This is a genomic window from Chitinophaga sp. CF118, from assembly GCF_900112615.1.
Taxonomy (GTDB): domain Bacteria; phylum Bacteroidota; class Bacteroidia; order Chitinophagales; family Chitinophagaceae; genus Chitinophaga.
Genome location: NZ_FOMK01000001.1, coordinates 794,274 through 814,725 on the forward strand (window position 1 = coordinate 794,274; position 20,452 = coordinate 814,725).

General features: G+C 43.2%; 16 protein-coding genes. 8 read left to right on the top strand and 8 right to left on the bottom strand.

Annotation, left to right across the window (positions count from 1 at the left end; all coding sequences use genetic code 11):
- Window positions 1–47 precede the first annotated feature (47 nt).
- Together BM176_RS03045 and BM176_RS03050 are read right to left on the bottom strand one after the other, a co-directional pair.
- Window positions 48–2,006: a KUP/HAK/KT family potassium transporter gene (locus tag BM176_RS03045; protein ID WP_255373419.1), complete on the bottom strand. Its 1,959-nt coding sequence runs from the start codon at window positions 2,004–2,006 to the stop codon at window positions 48–50.
- A gap of 150 nt (window positions 2,007–2,156) precedes the next feature.
- Window positions 2,157–3,707: an OmpA family protein gene (locus BM176_RS03050; RefSeq protein ID WP_090099414.1), complete on the bottom strand. Its 1,551-nt coding sequence runs from the start codon at window positions 3,705–3,707 to the stop codon at window positions 2,157–2,159.
- 313 nt (window positions 3,708–4,020) lie between these two features.
- Here BM176_RS03050 and BM176_RS03055 point away from each other — a divergent pair, with 313 nt between their 5' ends.
- Both BM176_RS03055 and recJ read left to right on the top strand, forming a co-directional pair.
- Entirely contained in the window at window positions 4,021–4,986 is a 966-nt protein-coding gene (locus BM176_RS03055; protein WP_090099416.1) for a polyprenyl synthetase family protein, read from the top strand.
- 69 nt (window positions 4,987–5,055) lie between these two features.
- Window positions 5,056–6,765 carry a single-stranded-DNA-specific exonuclease RecJ gene (gene recJ, locus BM176_RS03060; RefSeq protein ID WP_090099417.1) on the top strand — a complete coding sequence of 570 codons (1,710 nt, stop codon included), beginning with the start codon at window positions 5,056–5,058 and terminating at the stop codon, window positions 6,763–6,765.
- A gap of 132 nt (window positions 6,766–6,897) precedes the next feature.
- Here recJ and htpG read toward each other — a convergent pair whose 3' ends face one another.
- Window positions 6,898–8,727 (bottom strand): molecular chaperone HtpG, encoded by a 1,830-nt coding sequence (gene htpG, locus BM176_RS03065; protein WP_090099419.1) that lies wholly within the window; start codon window positions 8,725–8,727, stop codon window positions 6,898–6,900.
- A 193-nt stretch (window positions 8,728–8,920) separates the two neighbouring features.
- On the opposite strand from htpG, the gene BM176_RS03070 reads away from it, so the two are divergent.
- From BM176_RS03070 to BM176_RS03095, 6 genes are all read left to right on the top strand, one after another.
- A complete protein-coding gene (locus BM176_RS03070; RefSeq protein ID WP_090099421.1) occupies window positions 8,921–12,181 on the top strand; it encodes a T9SS-dependent choice-of-anchor J family protein in 3,261 nt (1,086 codons plus the stop codon).
- Window positions 12,182–12,633: 452 nt separating this feature from the next.
- On the top strand, window positions 12,634–12,984 hold the full coding sequence (rpsF, locus tag BM176_RS03075; RefSeq protein WP_255373420.1) for a 30S ribosomal protein S6: 351 nt from the start codon (window positions 12,634–12,636) through the stop codon (window positions 12,982–12,984).
- 4 nt (window positions 12,985–12,988) lie between these two features.
- Window positions 12,989–13,255 (top strand): 30S ribosomal protein S18, encoded by a 267-nt coding sequence (gene rpsR / locus BM176_RS03080; protein WP_089779598.1) that lies wholly within the window; start codon window positions 12,989–12,991, stop codon window positions 13,253–13,255.
- 56 nt (window positions 13,256–13,311) lie between these two features.
- On the top strand, window positions 13,312–13,758 hold the full coding sequence (gene rplI, locus BM176_RS03085) for a 50S ribosomal protein L9 (protein WP_090099426.1): 447 nt from the start codon (window positions 13,312–13,314) through the stop codon (window positions 13,756–13,758).
- A gap of 97 nt (window positions 13,759–13,855) precedes the next feature.
- Window positions 13,856–14,596: a hypothetical protein gene (locus tag BM176_RS03090; RefSeq protein ID WP_090099428.1), complete on the top strand. Its 741-nt coding sequence runs from the start codon at window positions 13,856–13,858 to the stop codon at window positions 14,594–14,596.
- Window positions 14,597–14,657: 61 nt separating this feature from the next.
- Window positions 14,658–15,044 carry a hypothetical protein gene (locus BM176_RS03095; RefSeq protein ID WP_090099430.1) on the top strand — a complete coding sequence of 129 codons (387 nt, stop codon included), beginning with the start codon at window positions 14,658–14,660 and terminating at the stop codon, window positions 15,042–15,044.
- Window positions 15,045–15,046: 2 nt separating this feature from the next.
- On the opposite strand, the gene BM176_RS03100 is transcribed toward BM176_RS03095, so the two are convergent.
- Genes BM176_RS03100 through BM176_RS03120 form a run of 5 tightly spaced genes read right to left on the bottom strand, consistent with a single transcriptional unit; the run spans window position 15,047 to window position 20,433 of the window.
- Entirely contained in the window at window positions 15,047–16,120 is a 1,074-nt protein-coding gene (locus tag BM176_RS03100; protein WP_090099431.1) for a dipeptidase, read from the bottom strand.
- Between the two features lie 13 nt (window positions 16,121–16,133).
- Window positions 16,134–17,237: a D-TA family PLP-dependent enzyme gene (locus tag BM176_RS03105; protein ID WP_090099433.1), complete on the bottom strand. Its 1,104-nt coding sequence runs from the start codon at window positions 17,235–17,237 to the stop codon at window positions 16,134–16,136.
- 10 nt (window positions 17,238–17,247) lie between these two features.
- Window positions 17,248–17,709: a RidA family protein gene (locus BM176_RS03110; RefSeq protein ID WP_090099435.1), complete on the bottom strand. Its 462-nt coding sequence runs from the start codon at window positions 17,707–17,709 to the stop codon at window positions 17,248–17,250.
- Between the two features lie 54 nt (window positions 17,710–17,763).
- Window positions 17,764–19,131, bottom strand: a complete 1,368-nt coding sequence (locus BM176_RS03115) for a gluconate:H+ symporter (RefSeq protein WP_090099438.1) — start codon at window positions 19,129–19,131, stop codon at window positions 17,764–17,766.
- Window positions 19,132–19,161: 30 nt separating this feature from the next.
- Window positions 19,162–20,433, bottom strand: a complete 1,272-nt coding sequence (locus tag BM176_RS03120; protein ID WP_090099440.1) for an ABC transporter permease — start codon at window positions 20,431–20,433, stop codon at window positions 19,162–19,164.
- Window positions 20,434–20,452 lie beyond the last annotated feature (19 nt).

Sequence of the window (20,452 nt, forward strand, 5' to 3'; positions counted from 1 at the left end):
GCGGGAAAAGTGAAGTAAAAAAAACAGACGGTAAACCGTCTGTTTTTCTAAGAATGTATAATTCGCTTCAGCTGCAGATTGGTGACCGGAGCCACCACTAAAGGATATTTTTCAATCGTAACATAACTGGAATCGAGACCGAAACCTCTTTCTTCCGAGAGACTGATCTTTTTCAGGAAGAAGTACATCCTCATTACCAGGCGCTCATATAATGGAAGGTCATTATCATGAGAAAGGAATTTTTCCATCACAATAAACTGGAAGTCGCCCACTACATTATTCTTACTCAGAGATTCGTAACGGCTGGTGATATTCACTTCCTTGTTACGTACCATATCTTCCACTACCATACGGAACATCAGGTTAATACGTTGTTCCACTTTAAAGCCTAACCGGAATTCAACCCGGATCACTTCATTAGGGATGATAGTCTGCACAGAATATTCACTGAGATAAGGCTCATCAACTACATCTACATGCACAAACCAGTAAATATCAGCCCGTTTAGGCTTCTTATTTAAGATAGAGTAAATGATCTTATGTTCAATTTCTTTCGGATTATCTGCACTACTCATATATACCAGATGAGTGGCATACTTGGGAATAGTGGTATCATTACTCAGCTCCTGCATGATAGGCAGATGGTCTTCCAATCGCACGAATTCCACATATCTGTTCTTGATCTTACGGGATTTAAACCATACTATCATGATCAGAAAGAGGACACCTGCAACTATTACTGTTACATAACCACCATGCATAAATTTCACCAGATTGGCAAAAAGGAAAGAGAACTCAATAGTAAAGTAAATGATAAGGTAGATGAGGATCAGGCTTAGCCGTACTCGTCGCGTATATAAATAGAACGCAAACAGGCAGGATGTCATAAGCATACAGATTGTAATGGACAATCCATAGGCCGCCTCCATTGCGCTTGACTCCTTAAATATCAACACGATAGCCACGCAACCGACAAAAAGCATTGTGTTAATGCCGGGTATATATAATTGCCCACGCATTTCTGTGGGATAATTGATCTTCAATTTAGGCCACAGGTTCAGTCGCATTGCCTCAGAAATTAGGGTAAAGGATCCTGAGATAAGTGCCTGACTGGCGATAATAGATGCCAGTGTGGCAATGAGTACACCAAAAATCACAAACCATTCTGGCATAATGGTAAAGAATGGATTCTGATCTTTAGGGATAATCTGACCACGTTGTGTCAGTAACCATGCTCCTTGCCCAAGGTAATTCAGGATAAGACAGGTTTTTACGAATATCCAGGACATCCGGATATTGCCTCTACCACAGTGCCCCAGATCAGAATAAAGAGCCTCTGCTCCTGTAGTACACAAGAATACCGCTCCCAGGATCAGGAACCCTCTTGGATAGGTGGTTAATAATTCAATAGCGTAATGGGGACTAAATGCTTTGAGTATTGACAGATCATCTGCCAGATGCGACATTCCTAAAATACCAAGCATGGAAAACCAAACTACCATGATAGGTCCAAACAGCTTTCCGATGGAAACAGTACCGAACTGTTGTACTACAAACATTCCTGTTATAATAGTAAGTACAATCTTTACGATTGTCCACTGACTAAGATCTTTAAATACTTCCAGTGTACGTAACCCTTCTATAGCAGAAGTAACTGTAATAGGTGGTGTAATAATGCCATCTGCCAGTAGTGCAGCACCACCTATCATACCAAATATTACGGCCCATTTAGCATGCCGTCTTACGAGGGCGTATAATGAAAAAATCCCGCCTTCGCCCTTATTATCGGCACGGAGAGTCAGGATCACATATTTGATGGTTGTTTGTAAAGTTAGTGTCCAGATGATACAGGATATACCACCAATGATAAGCAGATCGCTTACCGGGTTATTTCCTACAATAGCTTTGAAAACGTATAACGGAGAGGTTCCAATATCACCGTAAATAATACCTAGTGCTACTACTAAGCCGGCCAGGCTTACCCTGTTAATGTCTTCTTTTCTCACAAGTATGCAATTGATTAAAAAAGCGACCAAAGGTAAGTCGAAATGTGGATATCAACAAATGTGAGTATCTGGGGTATTCTTCAAATTGAAAACCCCGTCAAGGACAGTTAGCCTTGACGGGGTTTTATATCTTCACAAGTGAAACACTTATTAGTTAGCAGGAGCTAAATCTACAGTGCTGGATTCACCAGGAGTGTTTTGTTTGATGAAGCGACCGCGATCGATACCTTGCTTGTCAGCCAGGTAATCAATAACTGCGTCAACTCTTCTGCTGCTCAGATCAACACCACCTTTCTTACCCTTAGCACCAGCGTGACCGGTAACCAGGATATTACATTCAGGGGCAGTTCTCAGCGTGTTAGCTACGCTAGACAGAATTGCTTCGTTTTCTGCAGATACTTTGGTAGAGCTACCTTTGAAAGATGCGCTAGGCAGAACCAGAGTAGCACAGTTAGTTTTAGCAGGTCCTACATTCTTGCAACATTCAGGATCTGGGCATTTACCAACACCATCAGCATCAACTGGCTGGCAATAAGTAGGCGTGATCAGCTGTTTGTCTTTGAAGTCAGGAACACCATCACCATCAGTATCCTTAGCAACACCATGGATATCTACAGGAGCACCTGCTGGAGTGTTAGGCTCACGATCGAATTGATCAGTTACACCATCACCATCAGCATCAGGCAGTACCGGAGTAGGCAGCTTCATGTGACGAGGTGCGCTCAGTTCGTTGTAAGCGTAGTTCAGCGGATTTATCCACCATAATGGTTCTACGCGTTTAGCGGAGTTACCCAGGTTGAAGTTCAGACGAACGCTTGTGTAGCTGAATGCGTCTTTGTGGCTGGTAAAAGGAGAAGAATAACCGTCCAGATAATCGTCAAAATACATTGTGTATTTTTCTTCAAAACCAATGTTGAAACGTTTAGACACTCTGAATGCGATACCAGTACCGAAATCAGCACCATGGCGTAACAATTGGTTATCATCTTTACGACCGATGTTAGCTCTGTTACCCTGAGAAGGAGCATTAGATTCGTAATCTCCATCCTGCAGGCTTTTCAGTTGGTCGCGGATATCTTTACGTTTTCCAGTGAAATTAATTCCAGTGTAGTCGTAACCAGCACCGCTACCATCTCTTGCATCAACGTCAACGTCGATCAGGCCGAGGCTATAACCACCGAATACATACCAGTTTACTTTAGGCTGAGCCTTGTAAAACAGGATGTTGCTCAAAGAAGCCATCAGATCTAAAGACAGCTGGTGAGTAGCTGTTTTATAGTTAGGAACGATAAAACCACCATTCCTAGCAGCTGTAGCAGCCCATGCTGTGCTACTACCTGCACCGGTAGAAGGTCTTAATCTGTAATCCTGTCCTTTATCGAAAGAACCAGTGTATTCAGCTCTAACAGAGAAAGTGTGACCCAGTGATTTTCTCAGAGAGATACCACCACCAAAACCTGGTCTTGCAGGAATGGTACCATTGATCACATGCAATCCACCATGGAATCCTAATTCCCACATATCACGTGGTTTTGCAGGGAAATCATACTGGTGGTTGGAAAAATTGTTCTGTTGCGCCTGTTTTTTAGCCGGAACTTTCGTTGAATCCAGAGCGTCAAAAACAGGGGTAACTTGTGCAAAACTAGTTGACGCCGCCAAGAGCATAGCGCCACCCAGTAATAAGTACTTTTTGCTTGCCATAATTGTTTTCTATTTAAAAACTGTTAAAAATTTACTAATAACCCGTTTTTTTACCCAGCAAAGGTAAAATTCTCAAATGATAATTCAAATTTTTGTTGCAATATTATTTTCATTGATAACTACTTAACTACTAGCGCTTAGTCAAAACAAATGTTATACCTTAATTTGCTTTGGTATATAACGAATAAGCATATTTGTTATAACTAAAACAAACTAATGTTAAAGTTATGTTACTCCCTTATATACAAATTAGGGGCCAAATTGTTAAAATTTGACATTTTAAGCATAGCTTAGCAATCTTTTTAGTGCACCTATGGACGAAATTAAACACCTGATCAGTAAGGAATTACGAGATTTTGAAATCAAATTTGCAGACTCTGTAAAAAGTCATGTTCCTCTGTTGGACAGGATCATGCATTACATTGTTAAACGCAAAGGAAAGCAGATCAGGCCCATGTTTGTATTTCTTTCCGCTAAGCTCTTTAGTAATGATATCCAGGAAAGTACTTACAGGGCTGCTGCACTTGTAGAACTACTTCATACAGCCACACTCGTTCATGATGATGTTGTGGATGATGCCAATGAGCGACGTGGTTTTTTCTCTATCAATGCTTTATGGAAAAATAAGATTGCAGTACTGGTAGGCGATTACCTGCTATCAAAAGGATTGTTACTCTCACTTAATAATAATGACTTCAGGTCTTTACAAATCTTATCTGAGGCTGTTAAAGAAATGAGCGAAGGCGAATTACTCCAGATAGAGAAAACGCGCAAGCTGAATATTAAAGAAGATATCTACTTTGAAATCATACGCCGGAAAACGGCCTCTCTCCTGGCCTCTGCCTGTGCGGCAGGAGCATGGAGTTCTACTAATAATGAGGAGATTACTGAAAAAATGCGCCTTTTTGGAGAAAAAGTAGGAGTAGCCTTTCAGATAAAAGATGATCTGTTTGACTATGGCTCTGATAAAATAGGCAAACCTACAGGTATAGATATCCGGGAAAAAAAGCTTACACTACCTCTTATATATACACTTGAACACGCTACTCCTGACATAAAACGACGTATTATCAATATTGTGAAAAACCACAATACAGAAAAAGACCGTGTGGCAGAAGTCATAGACCTCGTTAAAGCCTCTGGTGGTATAGAATATACAAGGGGTAAAATGTTCGAATACCGGGATGAGGCACTTGCCATTCTTCATAGTCTTCCAGAAAATGACATCCGGACAGGCTTAGAAACACTGGTCAGATATACAACAGACCGCACTTTTTAAAATATAAACCCTATCTTCCGACAAATAGAGACAATTTCAACCTTCTTTAGATACAACTAATACGCTTTGATGCAAAAACGCTGGACAGTAAGATCTCATCAACCAAAACAGGAAGCATTGCTACAGTCCTTACTGCGCATACACCCCCTGTTATGCAGGTTGCTGGTACAGCGTGGGATGCATACGTATGACGAATCCCGGCTATTTTTCCGCCCTACCCTGGCTGATCTTCATGATCCCTGGTTAATGAAAGACATGGATAAAGCGGTATCCCGCATTGAACATGCTTTTTTCATGAAAGAAAAAATACTGGTATTTGGAGACTACGATGTGGATGGTACTACTGCTGTGGCTACTGTATATGATTTTCTGCATACCTTATATGATAATATAGAGTTTTACATTCCTCACCGTTACCGGGAAGGCTATGGTATATCCACACAGGGTATAGAATATGCCCGTGATAATGATGTGAAACTGGTGATAGCACTTGATTGTGGAATTAAAGCAGTGGAACAGATCACCTGGGCGAAAGAGCACGGGATTGATTTTATAATATGTGATCACCACCTGCCGGATGCCATCCTGCCTCCGGCTGTGGCTATATTAAATCCGAAACAGTACGATTGTCCTTATCCTTATAAAGAGTTAAGTGGCTGTGGTATAGGTTATAAGCTGATATCCGCTTTTGCTCAGAAACAAAATGTACCGGAACAGAATGTTCACCGTTACCTGGACCTTGTAGCTACCAGTATTGCAGCAGATATTGTTCCGATGACCGGGGAAAACAGAGTACTGGCTTTTCATGGGCTAAAAAAAGTAAATGAATCTCCCCTTCCTGGTATACAAGCACTGATACAACTGAGTGGCCTCAAAGAACAACTCACCATTTCGAACCTGGTATTTGTAATTGCACCACGTGTTAATGCTGCCGGTAGAATGGACGATGCCCGCAAAGCCGTGAACCTTTTCATTGAAACCGATATGGAAAAGGCCATGGATATTGCTAAAGTATTACATGCTGATAACTTTGACCGTAAAGAAGTAGATAGCACCATCACTAAGGAGGCAGTTGCTATTATAGAAAACGATATTGAACTGCAGGGACGTAAATCAACAGTGCTCTATAAACCAGACTGGCATAAAGGTGTGGTGGGTATTGTGGCTTCACGTCTTATAGATAAACATTATTACAGGCCCACTATCATTCTTACTCTCAGCAATGATAAAGTTGCAGGGTCTGCACGTTCTGTAACGGGATTCAATGTATATGAGGCTATACATAAATGTAAAGATCTCCTGGAAAACTATGGTGGTCACTTTTATGCCGCTGGCATGACGTTAAAGCCCGAGAACGTATTGGCCTTTCAGGAAAGGTTTGAACAGGTAGTATCTGACAGTATCAATCCGGAATTACTGAAACCGGAAATCGTTATTGATACTGAGATCACATTACACGACATTACTCCCAAATTTTTCAGAATACTTCAACAGTTTGAACCTCTGGGACCTGAAAACCTTCGTCCCGTGTTCCTGGTGAAAAATGTGATGGACAGCGGATATTCCCGCCTTGTGAAAGATGAACATATCAAATTCTCTGTGAAACAGGGCAGATCGTCCATATCTCATACAGGTATCGGATTTTATATGTCGGAAAAATTCCCCATTGTTTCCAGCAACCAACCATTTGATATGGTTTTCACAATTGATGAAATTGAATGGAATGGTAAAATGAATCTGCAACTGAAAGTAATTGATATCAGAAGTGCTAAAAGCTAATGCTCTAACTGTGTAGACCTATTCTTACAAATTGTATTATTTTCAACACTTTGGGCAAAAGTCTCCTACATCCACAATAAAAAATCCCGTCCGGGTTTAACTACGGACGGGATTCATATTTTATACTAAACCTTAATTATTCTTCTCCCCTTCCATTAATTCAACACTTCTGTTTACAAAAGCTGTCAGGTCTGCACCTGTTAACAGGTTTTGTGATAACAGTGCAAGGTCTGCCAGGTTACGTACTTTCTTCTGTTGTCTGCCTTCATCTCCTTCGTTCAGGATCTGCAGGTAGATAGGATGATTGGCGTTCACTGTCATGTTGATCTCGTCTGGCATACTTGCATACCAGCTCATACCGCTACCACCTGCTGCTGCCATATCTTTCATACGACGCATTAATTCCGGACGGGTTACAATTACCGGCTGTGCTTCTGCACTTAACCCTTTGAGTTCTACTTTTACATGCAGCTGCGGCAAATGACCAAACAACTCTTTTAGTTTTGCTTCCTGATCCTGTGTAAGTACACTGTCGGACGGTTCATTCTGGTCAATCAGGTTATCAACAATGTCCGCATCCACACGAGTGAAGGATACTTTTTCCCATTTGGATTCCATCGTATTGATAAACGCTGCATCCACCAGGGTATCCATTTTTACAATTTTATACCCTTTATTTTTAGCTGCCTGGATATAACTATCCTGTTGAATAGGATTTGTAGCATACAGAATTATGATATTGCCATCTTTATTAGTTTGCAATGCTGCGGTTTCCTGTTTGTATTCTTCCAGGGTATAATATTTGCTGGCATCTACATCATGCATGATCAGGAATTTATTCCCCTTTTCCTGGAACTTGTCGTCTGTCATCATACCATATTTGGCAAACAGACCAATGGATTCCCATTTTTCTTCAAAACCTGCACGGTCATTGCGGAATATTTCATCCAGCTTATCTCCTACTTTCTTCGTGATATACGCACTGATCTTTTTCACGTTAGGATCTCCCTGCAAATAGCTTCTGCTCACATTTAGCGGAATATCCGGACTGTCAATCACACCATGCAGCAACATCAGGAATTCCGGAACGATCTCCTTTACTTCATCTGTTACAAATACCTGATTGGAATAAAGGCCGATTTTATCTTTCTGTATTTCGTAACTCTTATTGATCTTAGGGAAGTATAGGATACCTGTAAGACTAAAAGGATAATCTACATTCAGGTGAATCCAAAATAATGGTGGTTCAGAGAAAGGATATAATTCTTTGTAGAAGCCCTGATAATCTTCAGCAGTTAATTCACTGGGCTTTTTAGTCCAGGCAGGATTAGTGTTGTTGATTTGTTTGTCGCCAAACTTTACTGGTACCGGCAGGAATTTACAGAATTTTTCCAGGATGGTTTGTATACGATGCTCATCCAGAAACTCTTCACTTTCTTCATTGATGTGCATTACGATGTCCGTACCACGATCTTCCTTAGTAGTTTCTTCCAGGGTATATTCCGGACTGCCATCGCATTCCCAGCGTACAGCAGGAGCATCTTTATGAGATTTTGTAATAATCTCCACTTCATTGCTCACCATAAAGGATGAATAGAAGCCCAAGCCAAAATGACCGATAATGTTAGTTCCGTCACCCTGACCTTTATATTTGTTCAGGAACTCTTCCGCACCGGAAAAGGCCACCTGATTGATATATTTATCTACTTCTTCCGCTGTCATACCAACACCACGGTCAGAAATAGTAAGTGTTTTTTTCTCTTTATCCAGTTTTACAGTTATTTCCAGAGCACCCAGGTCGCCTTTGAACTCACCAACACTAACAAGGGTTTTGAGCTTTTGGGTCGCATCAACTGCATTGCTCACTAGTTCGCGGATAAAGATCTCATGATCCGAATAGAGGAATTTTTTGATAATGGGGAAAATGTTCTCTGTTTGAACACGTATTGCGCCTTTCTGCATGGATGTCAATTTTTAAAGAAAGGGACCCCAAAGGACATGCCAGCAGGCAGATAGCTGACAAACTGTCTGTCTGATCTTAACAAATAATTCATGTACAAGCAATAAGAACTCTAATACAAATATTGTAGTTTTAAGTACCATTAACTCGAAGCACTAGAAAATATTACCCACCCCTGATAAACTGTCTTTCTACATGAAGAAAACTCTACTCTTGTTTCTTGCGTTTACCGGCCTTACCAATGCATATGCACAAACACAGCCGCCTCCGCAAGCCTTGCCTTATCAGCAACATTTTGACGGCCTGGCTTCCACCTCCACCACCTATCCGGATGGCTGGCAGGGTTGGACGCTCAGTGGCTCTCCTTCTGCTGCTTTTAATACCGCCACTCCGTCAGCAGATAAGGCACTCGCTACTGGCAGTGCCTCCAGCACCACTAACGGAGTATATAATTACAATGGCAAACTGGGATTTCTGAACAGTGGCAGTGCAGACAACTGCCTGGCACTGGCGCTTAACACAAGCGGCCAGGTGAACATTTCAGTTCAATATGATGTGATGACATTGCGCAATCCTTATGATGGCACCAGCAATACCCGCATCAATGAAGTGATCCTGCAATACCGCATTGGCAGCACTGGTACCTTTACCAATATTACCGGTACAGAATACCAGAATACCACTACCACACAAACTACCTCTGGTGTTACCACTCCGCTGGACCCTGCTACCAAAACGCTGGTGCTCCCGTCCGACTGTAATAACCAGCCACTCGTACAGCTACGCTGGGTAAACCGGCAAATAAGCGGAGCAGGTTCACGCCCCTCCTTTGCAGTGGATAATATTGTGGCTGGAAGCAGTGGTGCGGATACCACCCCTCCTGCTATCAGCGCCCTGCTGCCGGAAAATAATTCCACTGGTGCCGCTCCTTCCACCCAACCGGCTATCACCTTCACTGAAAATGTGCAGGCAGGCAATGGACAGCTCATTCTGCATAACGTGACAACTGGTGTGCAGCAAACATTTGCAGTGAATAGTTCATCTATCATTGTCAGCAATGCTACCCTTACATTGATAGCAACTCTTCATCCAGACCAAACCTATTTTATCACGCTGGACAGTGCTGCGGTACTGGATCTTAGTGGGAATGCCTTTGCAGGTATTACAGATAGCACTAAATGGAAGTTCAGCATCGGTGCTCAACAACTGAATTTCGACTTCAACAATTGCAGTGGGACATTGGGCGGGTTCACACAATACAGTGTGAGTGGCTCTCAGGTATGGGATTGCACTACTTTCGGACAAAACAATACCAACGGTGTACAGATAAACGGTTATAGTGGTGGCGCTGTTGAAAATGAGGACTGGCTGATATCCCCGGCATTTGATCTGACGGGATTTGACTATCCTTTACTTGGATTTGCCAGCCGGACTGCCTTCTCAGGCCCTACACTCCAGCTGCTGGTATCTACAGATTACAGCGGCACCGGCAATCCACATAATGCCACCTGGGTGGCTGTTAACGGCCGCTTCCCACAATTACTGTCCGATGTATGGACTCCGTCTGACAGTATCAATCTGGCAGCCTTTAAGCAGGGTAGCGTGCATGTGGCATTCAGATATACATCCTCTCCTGCCCTTGGTGCTGCACGCTGGACAATAGACGATGTACATATTAGCAACAGTGTTACCGCTCCATTGCCGACGATTGATAAAAGTCCTGCAAGCATAGACTTTGATTATGTACCCGCCGGACAGCAATCAACGTCTCAGCCATTTACCTTCCAGGGTAATGACTTCACCGGTAATCTGACGCTCACTGCTTCTGCAGGGTTCCTGCTGGCAAAAGACAGTAGCGGATCTTACAGCCAGACATTGAATTACACCCCGTCACAGGCAGACAGCCTGCAAACAGCCTGGGTGAAATTCCTGCCCACCGCAGCCAACCAGGCTTACAGTGGCAATATTACTTTCAGCACAACCGGACTAAATACTACCTCCATCGCACTTTCAGGCACCTCCCTGCGTTCTCTGAAAGTAGTGAACTGGAATATAGAATGGTTTGGCAGTCCGGCACAAAATCCGGCTAATGATAGTCTGCAACAGGCTAATGTGACTACCATCCTGAAAAAACTGGATGCAGACATCTTCGCGCTTGCAGAAGTGGTAGACACTGCCCGTTTCAGAACTGTGGTGAGCCAGTTGAATGGATATAGTTATATACTATCCGACTTTGGTTCTTATGCAGACAGCACTACAGATGTTGATTATGTTTCTGCACAGAAACTCGCCTTTGTATATAAGACATCTGTTATCCGTAGCCTGCGCTCATATGGTATATTAAGAAGAGGGGGTAGCAGTACTGCTTATTATAACTGGTCATCTGGCCGCTTCCCATTCCTGATGGAAGCAAAAGCAAACCTGAATGGCGATAGTGCACTGATCAATTTTATATTGATTCATGGTAAGGCCAATACAGGCACCAGTGCAGAAAAGCTTATCTCCTGGCAACGCCGGAAGGATGGCGCCCTGGAATTAAAAGATTCCCTGGATGTACAATATCCTGCCAGCAATTTTGTGGTGCTCGGTGATTTCAATGATGCACTGGATAAAACCATTACAACTGAGAGGGCACCAGATACTACAACTTCTTATATAGATTTCATTAATGACAGCCTGCATTATAAACCGCTCACTTTACCATTGAGCCTGGCAGGGCAGCAATCTACCGTTGGTTATAATACAGTAATAGATAATGTACTGGCTTCTGATGAACTGGCGATATCTTATCTACCCGGCTCTGCCCGTGTACGTAAGGAGGTAGAAAAGCTGGTTAATGCTTACAGTACCACTACTACAGATCATTACCCGGTGCAAACCAATTACAACCTGCACATACTGGGTAATCCTGTGCCGGTGAGCAACTTTACAGCTGTTACAGACTCTGGAAATGTGAAGCTCACCTGGCAAACGCCATATGAGATCAATGTCGCTTACTTTGTAGTAGAGCGTTCCCGTACGCAACGCAACTTTGAGGCGGTGGATACCATTGCAGCACACGGTACTACTACACAACCCAGTGATTATCTTACTTATGATACCTGTCCATGGCTGGGATTATCTTATTACCGCCTTAAGGCAGTAAGTAAGGATGGTACAGTTGTTTACAGTAATAATCAGCGGGTAATTATTACACTTAGAGACATCTGGAAAAAGCTTTTCTGGTGTATCTTTGGTCATCAGCTGCAAATCTGGCTGGATATGGGAAAATACGGTCCGGCACAGTTGCAACTGGTTGATCTTCAGGGACGTATAAGACACCAGTCCCAAATAGTACTCAATAAAGGCATGAATCTAAAAACACTGGATATCAATAACTTACAGACTGGCATTTACTTCCTGCGTGTAACAACCGCAGAAGGGTCACAGGTAAGCAAGATCTTTGTTAGCCATTGACTTTTTTGAAAATCCCTCAATTCATAGGACTGGCCAGAAAGGCCAGTCCTTTTTTTTAAAGCAATCCAAAAAACCGCTCAAGATCAACACTAACTAATTTATTACTATGTCTAATCAATTAATAGTTAGTATTAGAAATGCTCCATAATATCATTAGTACAGTTTAACTAATTGATTATCATTTTGTACAGATATATAACCCCTATATAACTCCTATATACCCCCCATTTAAGCCGTATATAATTGGTACCTATATAGATAGGGCTTATATACCTGTTATATTCATTTGAATTAACTGAGGTTGATAAGATCCGGGACTGATAAGGTCGGGTTTACCAGCAACTAAAAGAGAGTGGCCTTTAAGATTGCCCTTTTATTTGCTGGTCTCCACATTTTGAGTATCTTTGCACTCCAAATTTTTTTATTAACAATTTTCTAAAATCAGGGAAATTATGAACTACGAATTGATGGTGATCTTTACCCCTGTGCTTTCTGAGGAAGACTACAAAGTCGCCCAAAAGAAATACGCCGATATCATTAAAGACAATGGTGGAGACGTTACGCACGAAAATCCCTGGGGATTAAGATCACTGGCGTACCCTATTCAGAAAAAGACTACAGGTATGTATCTTGTTCTGGAATATACTGCGCCATCCGACCTCAATGAGAAGCTGAAAATTCAGCTGAACCGCGACGAGAATGTATTACGTCACATGGTTACCGCACTTGACAAATATGCTGTTATTTACAATAACCGCAAAAGGCATGGCGCGAATACTGATTCTAAAACCGTAGAAGCTTAAAATTATGGCAGTAAAACAAGAAATTAAGTATTTAACGGCCGTAAAAACCGAGAAACGTCAGAAGAAATACTGCCGTTTTAAGAAAATGGGCATACGGTATGTGGATTACAAAGACGGAGAATTCCTGAAGAAATTCCTGAACGACCAGGGTAAAATGTTACCCCGCCGTATCACTGGTAACTCTCTGAAATTTCAGCGCAAAGTAGCTCAGGCTATTAAAAAAGCCCGTCAATTGGCTTTGTTGCCTTACGTTACTGACCTTTTAAAGTAAACCTCAGCTAATCCTGATGCAAATCGGGAAGTAAAAGGTGCTTAAAACCGACTAACATGCAAGTAATCTTAATACAAGACGTAGATAACCTGGGCCAGAAAAATGAACTGGCTGCCGTGAGAAACGGTTATGCCAGAAACTTTCTGATTCCGCAGAAATTTGCGGTAGAAGCCAGTCCTTCCAACATGAAGCAACTGCAGGAACGCCTGAAGGTGCAGAAAGCTAAGGAAGAGAAAATGTTGGCCGAAATCGCCAAAGTGGTGGAAGTGCTGAAAGCAGGCCCTGTTAAAATTGGCGCTAAAACCGGTACATCCGGTAAGATATTCGGTAGCGTAACCGGCGTGCAGATTGCACGTGCTATTAAAGAGCAAAAAGGTTATGAAATCGACCGTCGCCGCATCCACATCCTGGATGATGTAAAAGAATTAGGTACATACAAAGCAAAACTCGATTTCGGTAAAGGCAACGAAGCTGAACTGGAATTTGAAGTAGTAGCTGAGTAGAACTCAAATATCTTAAGTTGAAAAGATCCCGGGCATTGTCCCGGGATTTTTTTGTTCTCCCTATCCCCTGAAAAGTTTTTTATATTTACCCCGTCATATGAGAAAGCACCTGCCAATTTTTCTGATAGCGGTATTTACAGTTGCCTGCATCCATCCCAAAACGGCCAATAATACGGCTACTGATAGTTCCTCTGTTGCAATGGCAACAAAATCTGCCAATATACCAACCGATACTATCCAGATGGGGAATCAAACCTTCCTTATCTATGCCCTGGACGAATCGCCCTTTGATGAAGCACCTGCAGTAGAGTCTGACAGTGCAGAACTGAAACTATTAAACCACCTGGATAAAAGCGGCCATGTGGAACGGATAGATGACTCCCTGATTATAACACTGGATAATGGCCATCAGGAAGTATTTGAAAGTAATATCCACCCGGAACACGATGATAGCTATACAGAATATACCTACACCGGCTATCTCCCGGATATAAAACAATACGGAATTTATGGTACTTACTATGAATCTACCGACTTCTTACTGATAAACCAGGCTACCGGCGAAACTGTCCACACATGGGGTGCTCCCATCATTTCTCCCGATAAAAAATACTTCATCTGCTCCTCTTATGACCTGGGTGCAGATGTTATTGCTAATGGCTTTCAATTATTTTCTTACCTGAATGGAAAGATTATCCCGGTAGGTGAAATAAACCTGGAGAACTGGGGGCCTGGCCAGGTAAAATGGCTGGACAATAAAAGCCTGGTGGTAGAAGCTATCAGCATGGATGCTGCCATGAATAAAGTGGTGAAACCTGTCAGGATGGTAATGCAATAAACACATTAATTGTTTTTAGGATGCTGCAAATAAAGTAACTTCCCAGGCAAAGCCCTTTTGTATGAAAAATATGTGGATCTCCGCTGTGATCTTATGCCTTTTTGCGGTTTTGGCTCCTGTGCAACGCAGCTTAGCCCAGGCACCTATGCAGAATATTGAGGGAAATGTCAATGCCATAATGAGTAAACTCAATACTGCATTGACATTAACAGATATACAAAAACCTAAAATATCAACCGGAATAACTACTTTTTTGAATCAGCGGGCGCTCATTCTTCCACCGGCAAACAGCAATCCTAAAGCCTATGATACAAAGCTGAACAGCATGCATAATGGCTTTTACAGAAAGCTGAAAAGTATCTTAACGGAAGATCAATATACCAGCTTCCTGCAATTGAAACCAACGGAAAATGACGCCACGAATGTGTTGTCGCAGTTATTTTATTAGCACTACTTAGCCCAGGCCTTTCTCAGGAATCGCAACCAGTTACCATGCATCACATTTTCAACATCGGTATCTGTAAATCCTCTCTTTTTCAGGAGATCAGGGATCTTTTGCAAATCTGCGATCGTTTCCAGGTCATAAGGGCATTGTTCTTTCCCAAAAGCGCCATCCAGATCAGAACCTATTCCCACATGTAATGTGTTACCTGCCAGTTGGCAGATATGGTCCATATGATCAATCACTACATCCAGAGATGCTCCCATCGCTTTTGGCTCAGATTTGCCTCTTACCCAACCCGGTACCATCATCCAGGCATCCATTGCACCACCAATTACAGCATCACGGCTAATCAACTCACGGATCATCTCATCAGAAAACTGACGGTTGTGATTCACCAGTGCCCGGCAATTATTATGACTGGCCCATACCGGTCCATGAAAATGTTCCAGGGCTTCCCAAAAACTATCGTCGCATAAATGGGTAGCATCCAGAATGATGTTCAGTCGTTCCATTTCCTTTAGCAAAGCATGGCCACGTTCTCCCATAAATCCGGTAGCATCTGTACCCTGCGCATAACGGCCGGGGCCATAGTGTGCGGGACCTACTGCCCGTAACCCATTGTTATATGCCCGTTCCAGGTAGCTGACATTTACAATCGAATCTGCACCTTCAAGGCTCAGGATATAACCAATTGGTTTATTTGTATTAGGTGTTCCATCATTCCAGAATGCAAGGTGCTTTTCCAGAGAAGCGAGATCTGTGATGGGTGTTATTTCTCCTGCCTCTTCCATGGTTTTATACCAGGTAAGCTGTCCCTGTGTCTGTGCCCATGCCTGTTCCGGAGAAAACCAACCTGGTAAAGGGTTATCAGGAGCCACATAACGTGCAATCTGGGTTCCTACTACCAGTCCTATATTACCTTTGCGCAACTCCGGGAACGACACCACTCCTTTGGCCCTGTCGGGTTTATCATTCATCCCTTCTTCCCGCTTCCTGATATCGCCTACCGGCAACCGCAGATCGCGGTTCCATTCCATTGCGTTCATGCTGAGATCCAGGTGCGCGTCTATTGCAAACATGTTATTATTATTTTTAGATCATAATCTTCCTGTCTCTTGCCACCACTTTCCATTGTGCAATGCAGGTATTGTTTTCTATTACGTTTGCCCGTTCGTACAGTGCAACGGTAGGACAAATATGATAAGGTACACCATAGAAAACGGTGCCTATCGGATACAGTGATGTATCAGATACCTTCACAACCAGATGCTCCTCACTTTGTGATACCGGCAGTGCATCCGGCACATTCAGAAAATGTACACGGGGCTGCGGATTTTCGGCTGCTACGGATTTATGTCCCAGATCAAGACATAAACGTTCATTGTCTATTACAGAGATCACTCTTGTAATAACCAGTGCAGCGTATTCAAATGCCTGTTCCGGAATATGCTGACGGTAGCCCCAGTCCCAGAATATAAAAGTGCCCGGACTACATTCAACACCAGGACGAGTTGCATGGAAGGTATAAGTAGGTGTGCCCCCGGCTATGATTAATGGCGCCGGCGATCCGCTGTCTGTAATAGCCTGTGCCAGCGCCTGCACCGGTGCAAATGCGGCATCACATTTTTCCTTGCGGACAGTAGCATCTTCGTCATGCAGGTGGCCATCATAAGCATGCAATCCCAGAGGTTTGATTCCCGGCAGATGCTCCAGTTCCTGGTATAATGCCAGGGCGGCTTCTCCCGGAACAATCCCTGTGCGGTTCATCCCAACATTCAGATCAAGGAATACTGGCAGCACCAGTTCTGCTGCTGCAAAGCAGGCAGCAATGCCAATGGCAGTGGTACTATTATCTGTCAGGCAGGAGAATCTGGTATCCGGATATTGCTGAACAACATCCAGCAGCCGGCTCAATTTCGGCCCTACCGGCTGATAAGCCAGTAATACATCCGCAGCTCCGGCAATGCCAAGCATTTCAGCTTCTGCAATGGTTGCACATTTGAACTTATGGATTCCTTCTTCCATCAGCAACTGCACAGCCTCTGTCATTTTACTGGTTTTTACATGGGGACGTAAACGCTTTACATCATTTACTGTTGCTTTCAGCGCCAGTATGTTGTCGCGCATACGTTCCGTGTATACCAGTAAACCCGGTGAGTCTACGGTGTTGACATTATGTAATTCGTACCAATGCATAATCTGGTTATTAATATAACTCGAACAGAGCTTCTACTTCCACGGGGATGTTATCAGGCAAAGAGCCCATACCTACTGCACTACGAACACCGATACCATTCTCTTCACCCCATATTTTAGCGAACAATTCACTGCAGCCATTTATTACATAAGGATGGCGACCAAAGTCTGGTGTACAGTTCACCATGCCTAATACTTTTATTACTCTTTTGATCTTATCCAGGCTACCCAGGTTGGCAACGATAGTAGATAACATGGTTAATCCAACCTGACGGGCTGCCAGTTTGCCCTGCTCAATATCCAGATCTGTACCGATACGGCCTATAATCAGACTTTTATCATCCTGTACCGGGCCATGACCTGATAAGTAAAGATATTTACCGTCTACCAGACAAGGTTTATATACACCTAAAGGAGATGGAGCCGGAGGTAATGACAATCCTAATGCTTTGAAATTTTCTGTAGCCGACATGTTATCAATGTTTTATAGCTTAAAGTTATTATTGCAATCCCGAAATTAAAAGTATTAAACAAAGAGACTCATTAACAGACAACCTAACAACCCCACAACAGATACAATTGTTTCCATGACCGTCCAGGTTTTAAAGGTATCCTTTACTGATAAGTTAAAATATTCCTTGAACATCCAGAAACCTCCATCATTTACATGGGAGAACATCAGGCTGCCGGCTCCTGTGGCCAATACCATCAGGGATGGGTTAATTGTAGAGCCAACCACAAGAGGCGCTATAATACCTGCAGTTGTTAATCCTGCCACAGTAGCAGAACCTACACTTACCCGAATCAATGCCGCTATGCTCCAGGCGAGCAGTAACGGATTCATATGCATATGTTGCAAACTTGTAGCAATTGCTCCACTCACTTTACTGTCCAGCAGCATTTGTGTGAGTGCTCCGGAACCACCTATAATGAGGATGATCACAGACACATCTTTGATGGCCTCATCCAGTAAACTCATTACTTTCTTCACAGGTGTACCCCTGCGAATACCTAGTATGTATACGCCATTCAGTACAGCCAGTAACATCACGATCACAGGATCCCCAAGCCAGGTAGCGATTTTAAACCATACTGTTTCAGGTGCCACCACTAATTTCAACAAAGCAGTACCTGCCAGCAGGATCACTGGTAGTAAGGCTGCCAGAATACTATTGCTCATAGTTGGCAGTTCTTCATCCGGTATGGGTACTATGGTAAAAAGCTTTGCTGGCTCCTGTGTGTACTTTTTAAGGAAACGGCTGAATACCGGTCCGGCCAGTATGATAGATGGGATGGCCACCAGCAGACCATACAACAGTGTGAGGCCCATATTTGCATGAAAGGTACCCACCAGTGCTGTAGGAGAAGGATGCGGCGGCAGGTAACCGTGTGTAACAGATAATGAGGCCAGCATAGGAATACCAAGGTATACCGCAGGGAGTTTTGTACGGGCCGCTACCGTGAAAATAAGCGGCACCATCAGTACAAACCCGATGTTATAAAATAGAGGAATTCCTACAATAAAGCCGGTCAACATTAATGACCATTGCACATATTTGCGGCCGAATACATTCATTAGTCCATTGGCAATGCGCTGTGCAGCACCACTCTCCGCCACCAGTTTGCCAAGCATACTGCCAAAAACAATAATGATCACCAGCGACCCAAGGGTTTTACCGATACCTGTTTGAACAGACTGTGTGATATCTGAAATCTTCATGTCTAAAGTGAGTCCCATGAAAAGGCACACCAGCAGAAAAGAGATGAATGTATTCAGGCGGAGCCAGGCCACCAGGAATATCAAGAACAAAATTGAGATAAAAACGACTACCAGCGGCGCAAATGTAGGCCCAACCCACTCATGCAGGAGCTGTAAAACGGTGCATAAAACCATGAATCAATATTAAATGTTGGCAACTGCCTTTTATTCATAACGTAATGCAACAATCGGATCCAGACGGGATGCCTTAATTGCAGGGTAAATACCTGAAATAAGTCCCACCGCTGCACAAAGCAGTATGCCCAGGGATATCCAGATCCATGGTACTATAAAACTGGTATTCAGTAATACAGAAACAAGGTTTCCTACCAACATTCCCAGAATAACTCCCAGCACGCCACCCAACATACTGATAATGATAGCCTCATATACGAACTGCCGGCGGATCACAACACTGGTAGCCCCCAATGCTTTGTTAACACCTATTTCGCGTGTACGTTCAGCTACTGATACCAGCATGATATTCATTAACCCAATGGCTGAGCCAAACAGGGTGATGAAGCCGATTATAGCAGCGGCAATTGTCACTTTGCTCAAAATGCCAAACAGCATTTCCGCTATACTGTCGCTTTTGCTGATATAAAAATTATCTTCTTCATTCAGGTGCAGGTGCCGGATGATTCTCAGCAAGCCAGTGGCCTCTCCTACGGCGGCCTCCATCCTGGTAACATCTTTTACTGAAACGCCTACATTGTAGGATGCATTCGGCCGGTCAAAGATTCTGCGTGTATTATTCACAGTTGTGATCACCACATTATCTGCACTCATAAATCCACCACTGCCTTTAGGTGCCAGCACGCCTATTACACGATAACGTACATTCCCCACCCGTATAATGCTGTTAACGATATTCTTACGGTTATCTCCATACAGCTTTTTGGCAACGTCCTCTCCTATAATCACCACATTACGGCCAGACTCTACATCCAGCAGGTTTATATTACGACCATCTTTCAGATCATAATTGGATAACTGCAGATAATTCTCGTCTCCGCCAATCATACGCACGTTAGGGTTCGTTTTTTTCTCCCCCCTATATACAGTAGTACTTGTAGTAGCTACTAATGAAAGGCTTACAGATGCCGGGAAAGTATACCGCTTTTTAAAAGCCACTGCTTCCGAATAAGTAATAGGAATATTACTGTTGGACGCTTTCACTTTCACCTTTTTGTTTCCTTTGGTAGCACCTTCTCCTCCTCCTATACGGATTCTTAAAGCCCGGCTTTGCACGGAGAAGCTGTTGGCTCCCATATTGGCAAAGCCACTATAAATGCTGCCTTTCATACTATCGATGGCAGTAAGGATGCCCACCAGGGCCATGATACCAAATGCGATAATTGCAATGGTAAGCCCGGTGCGCAAACGGTTTGCGCTAACAGAGCGATATGCGAGGGAAAAGATGTCTCGGGATTGCATGATTTAAAGTTAATAAAAA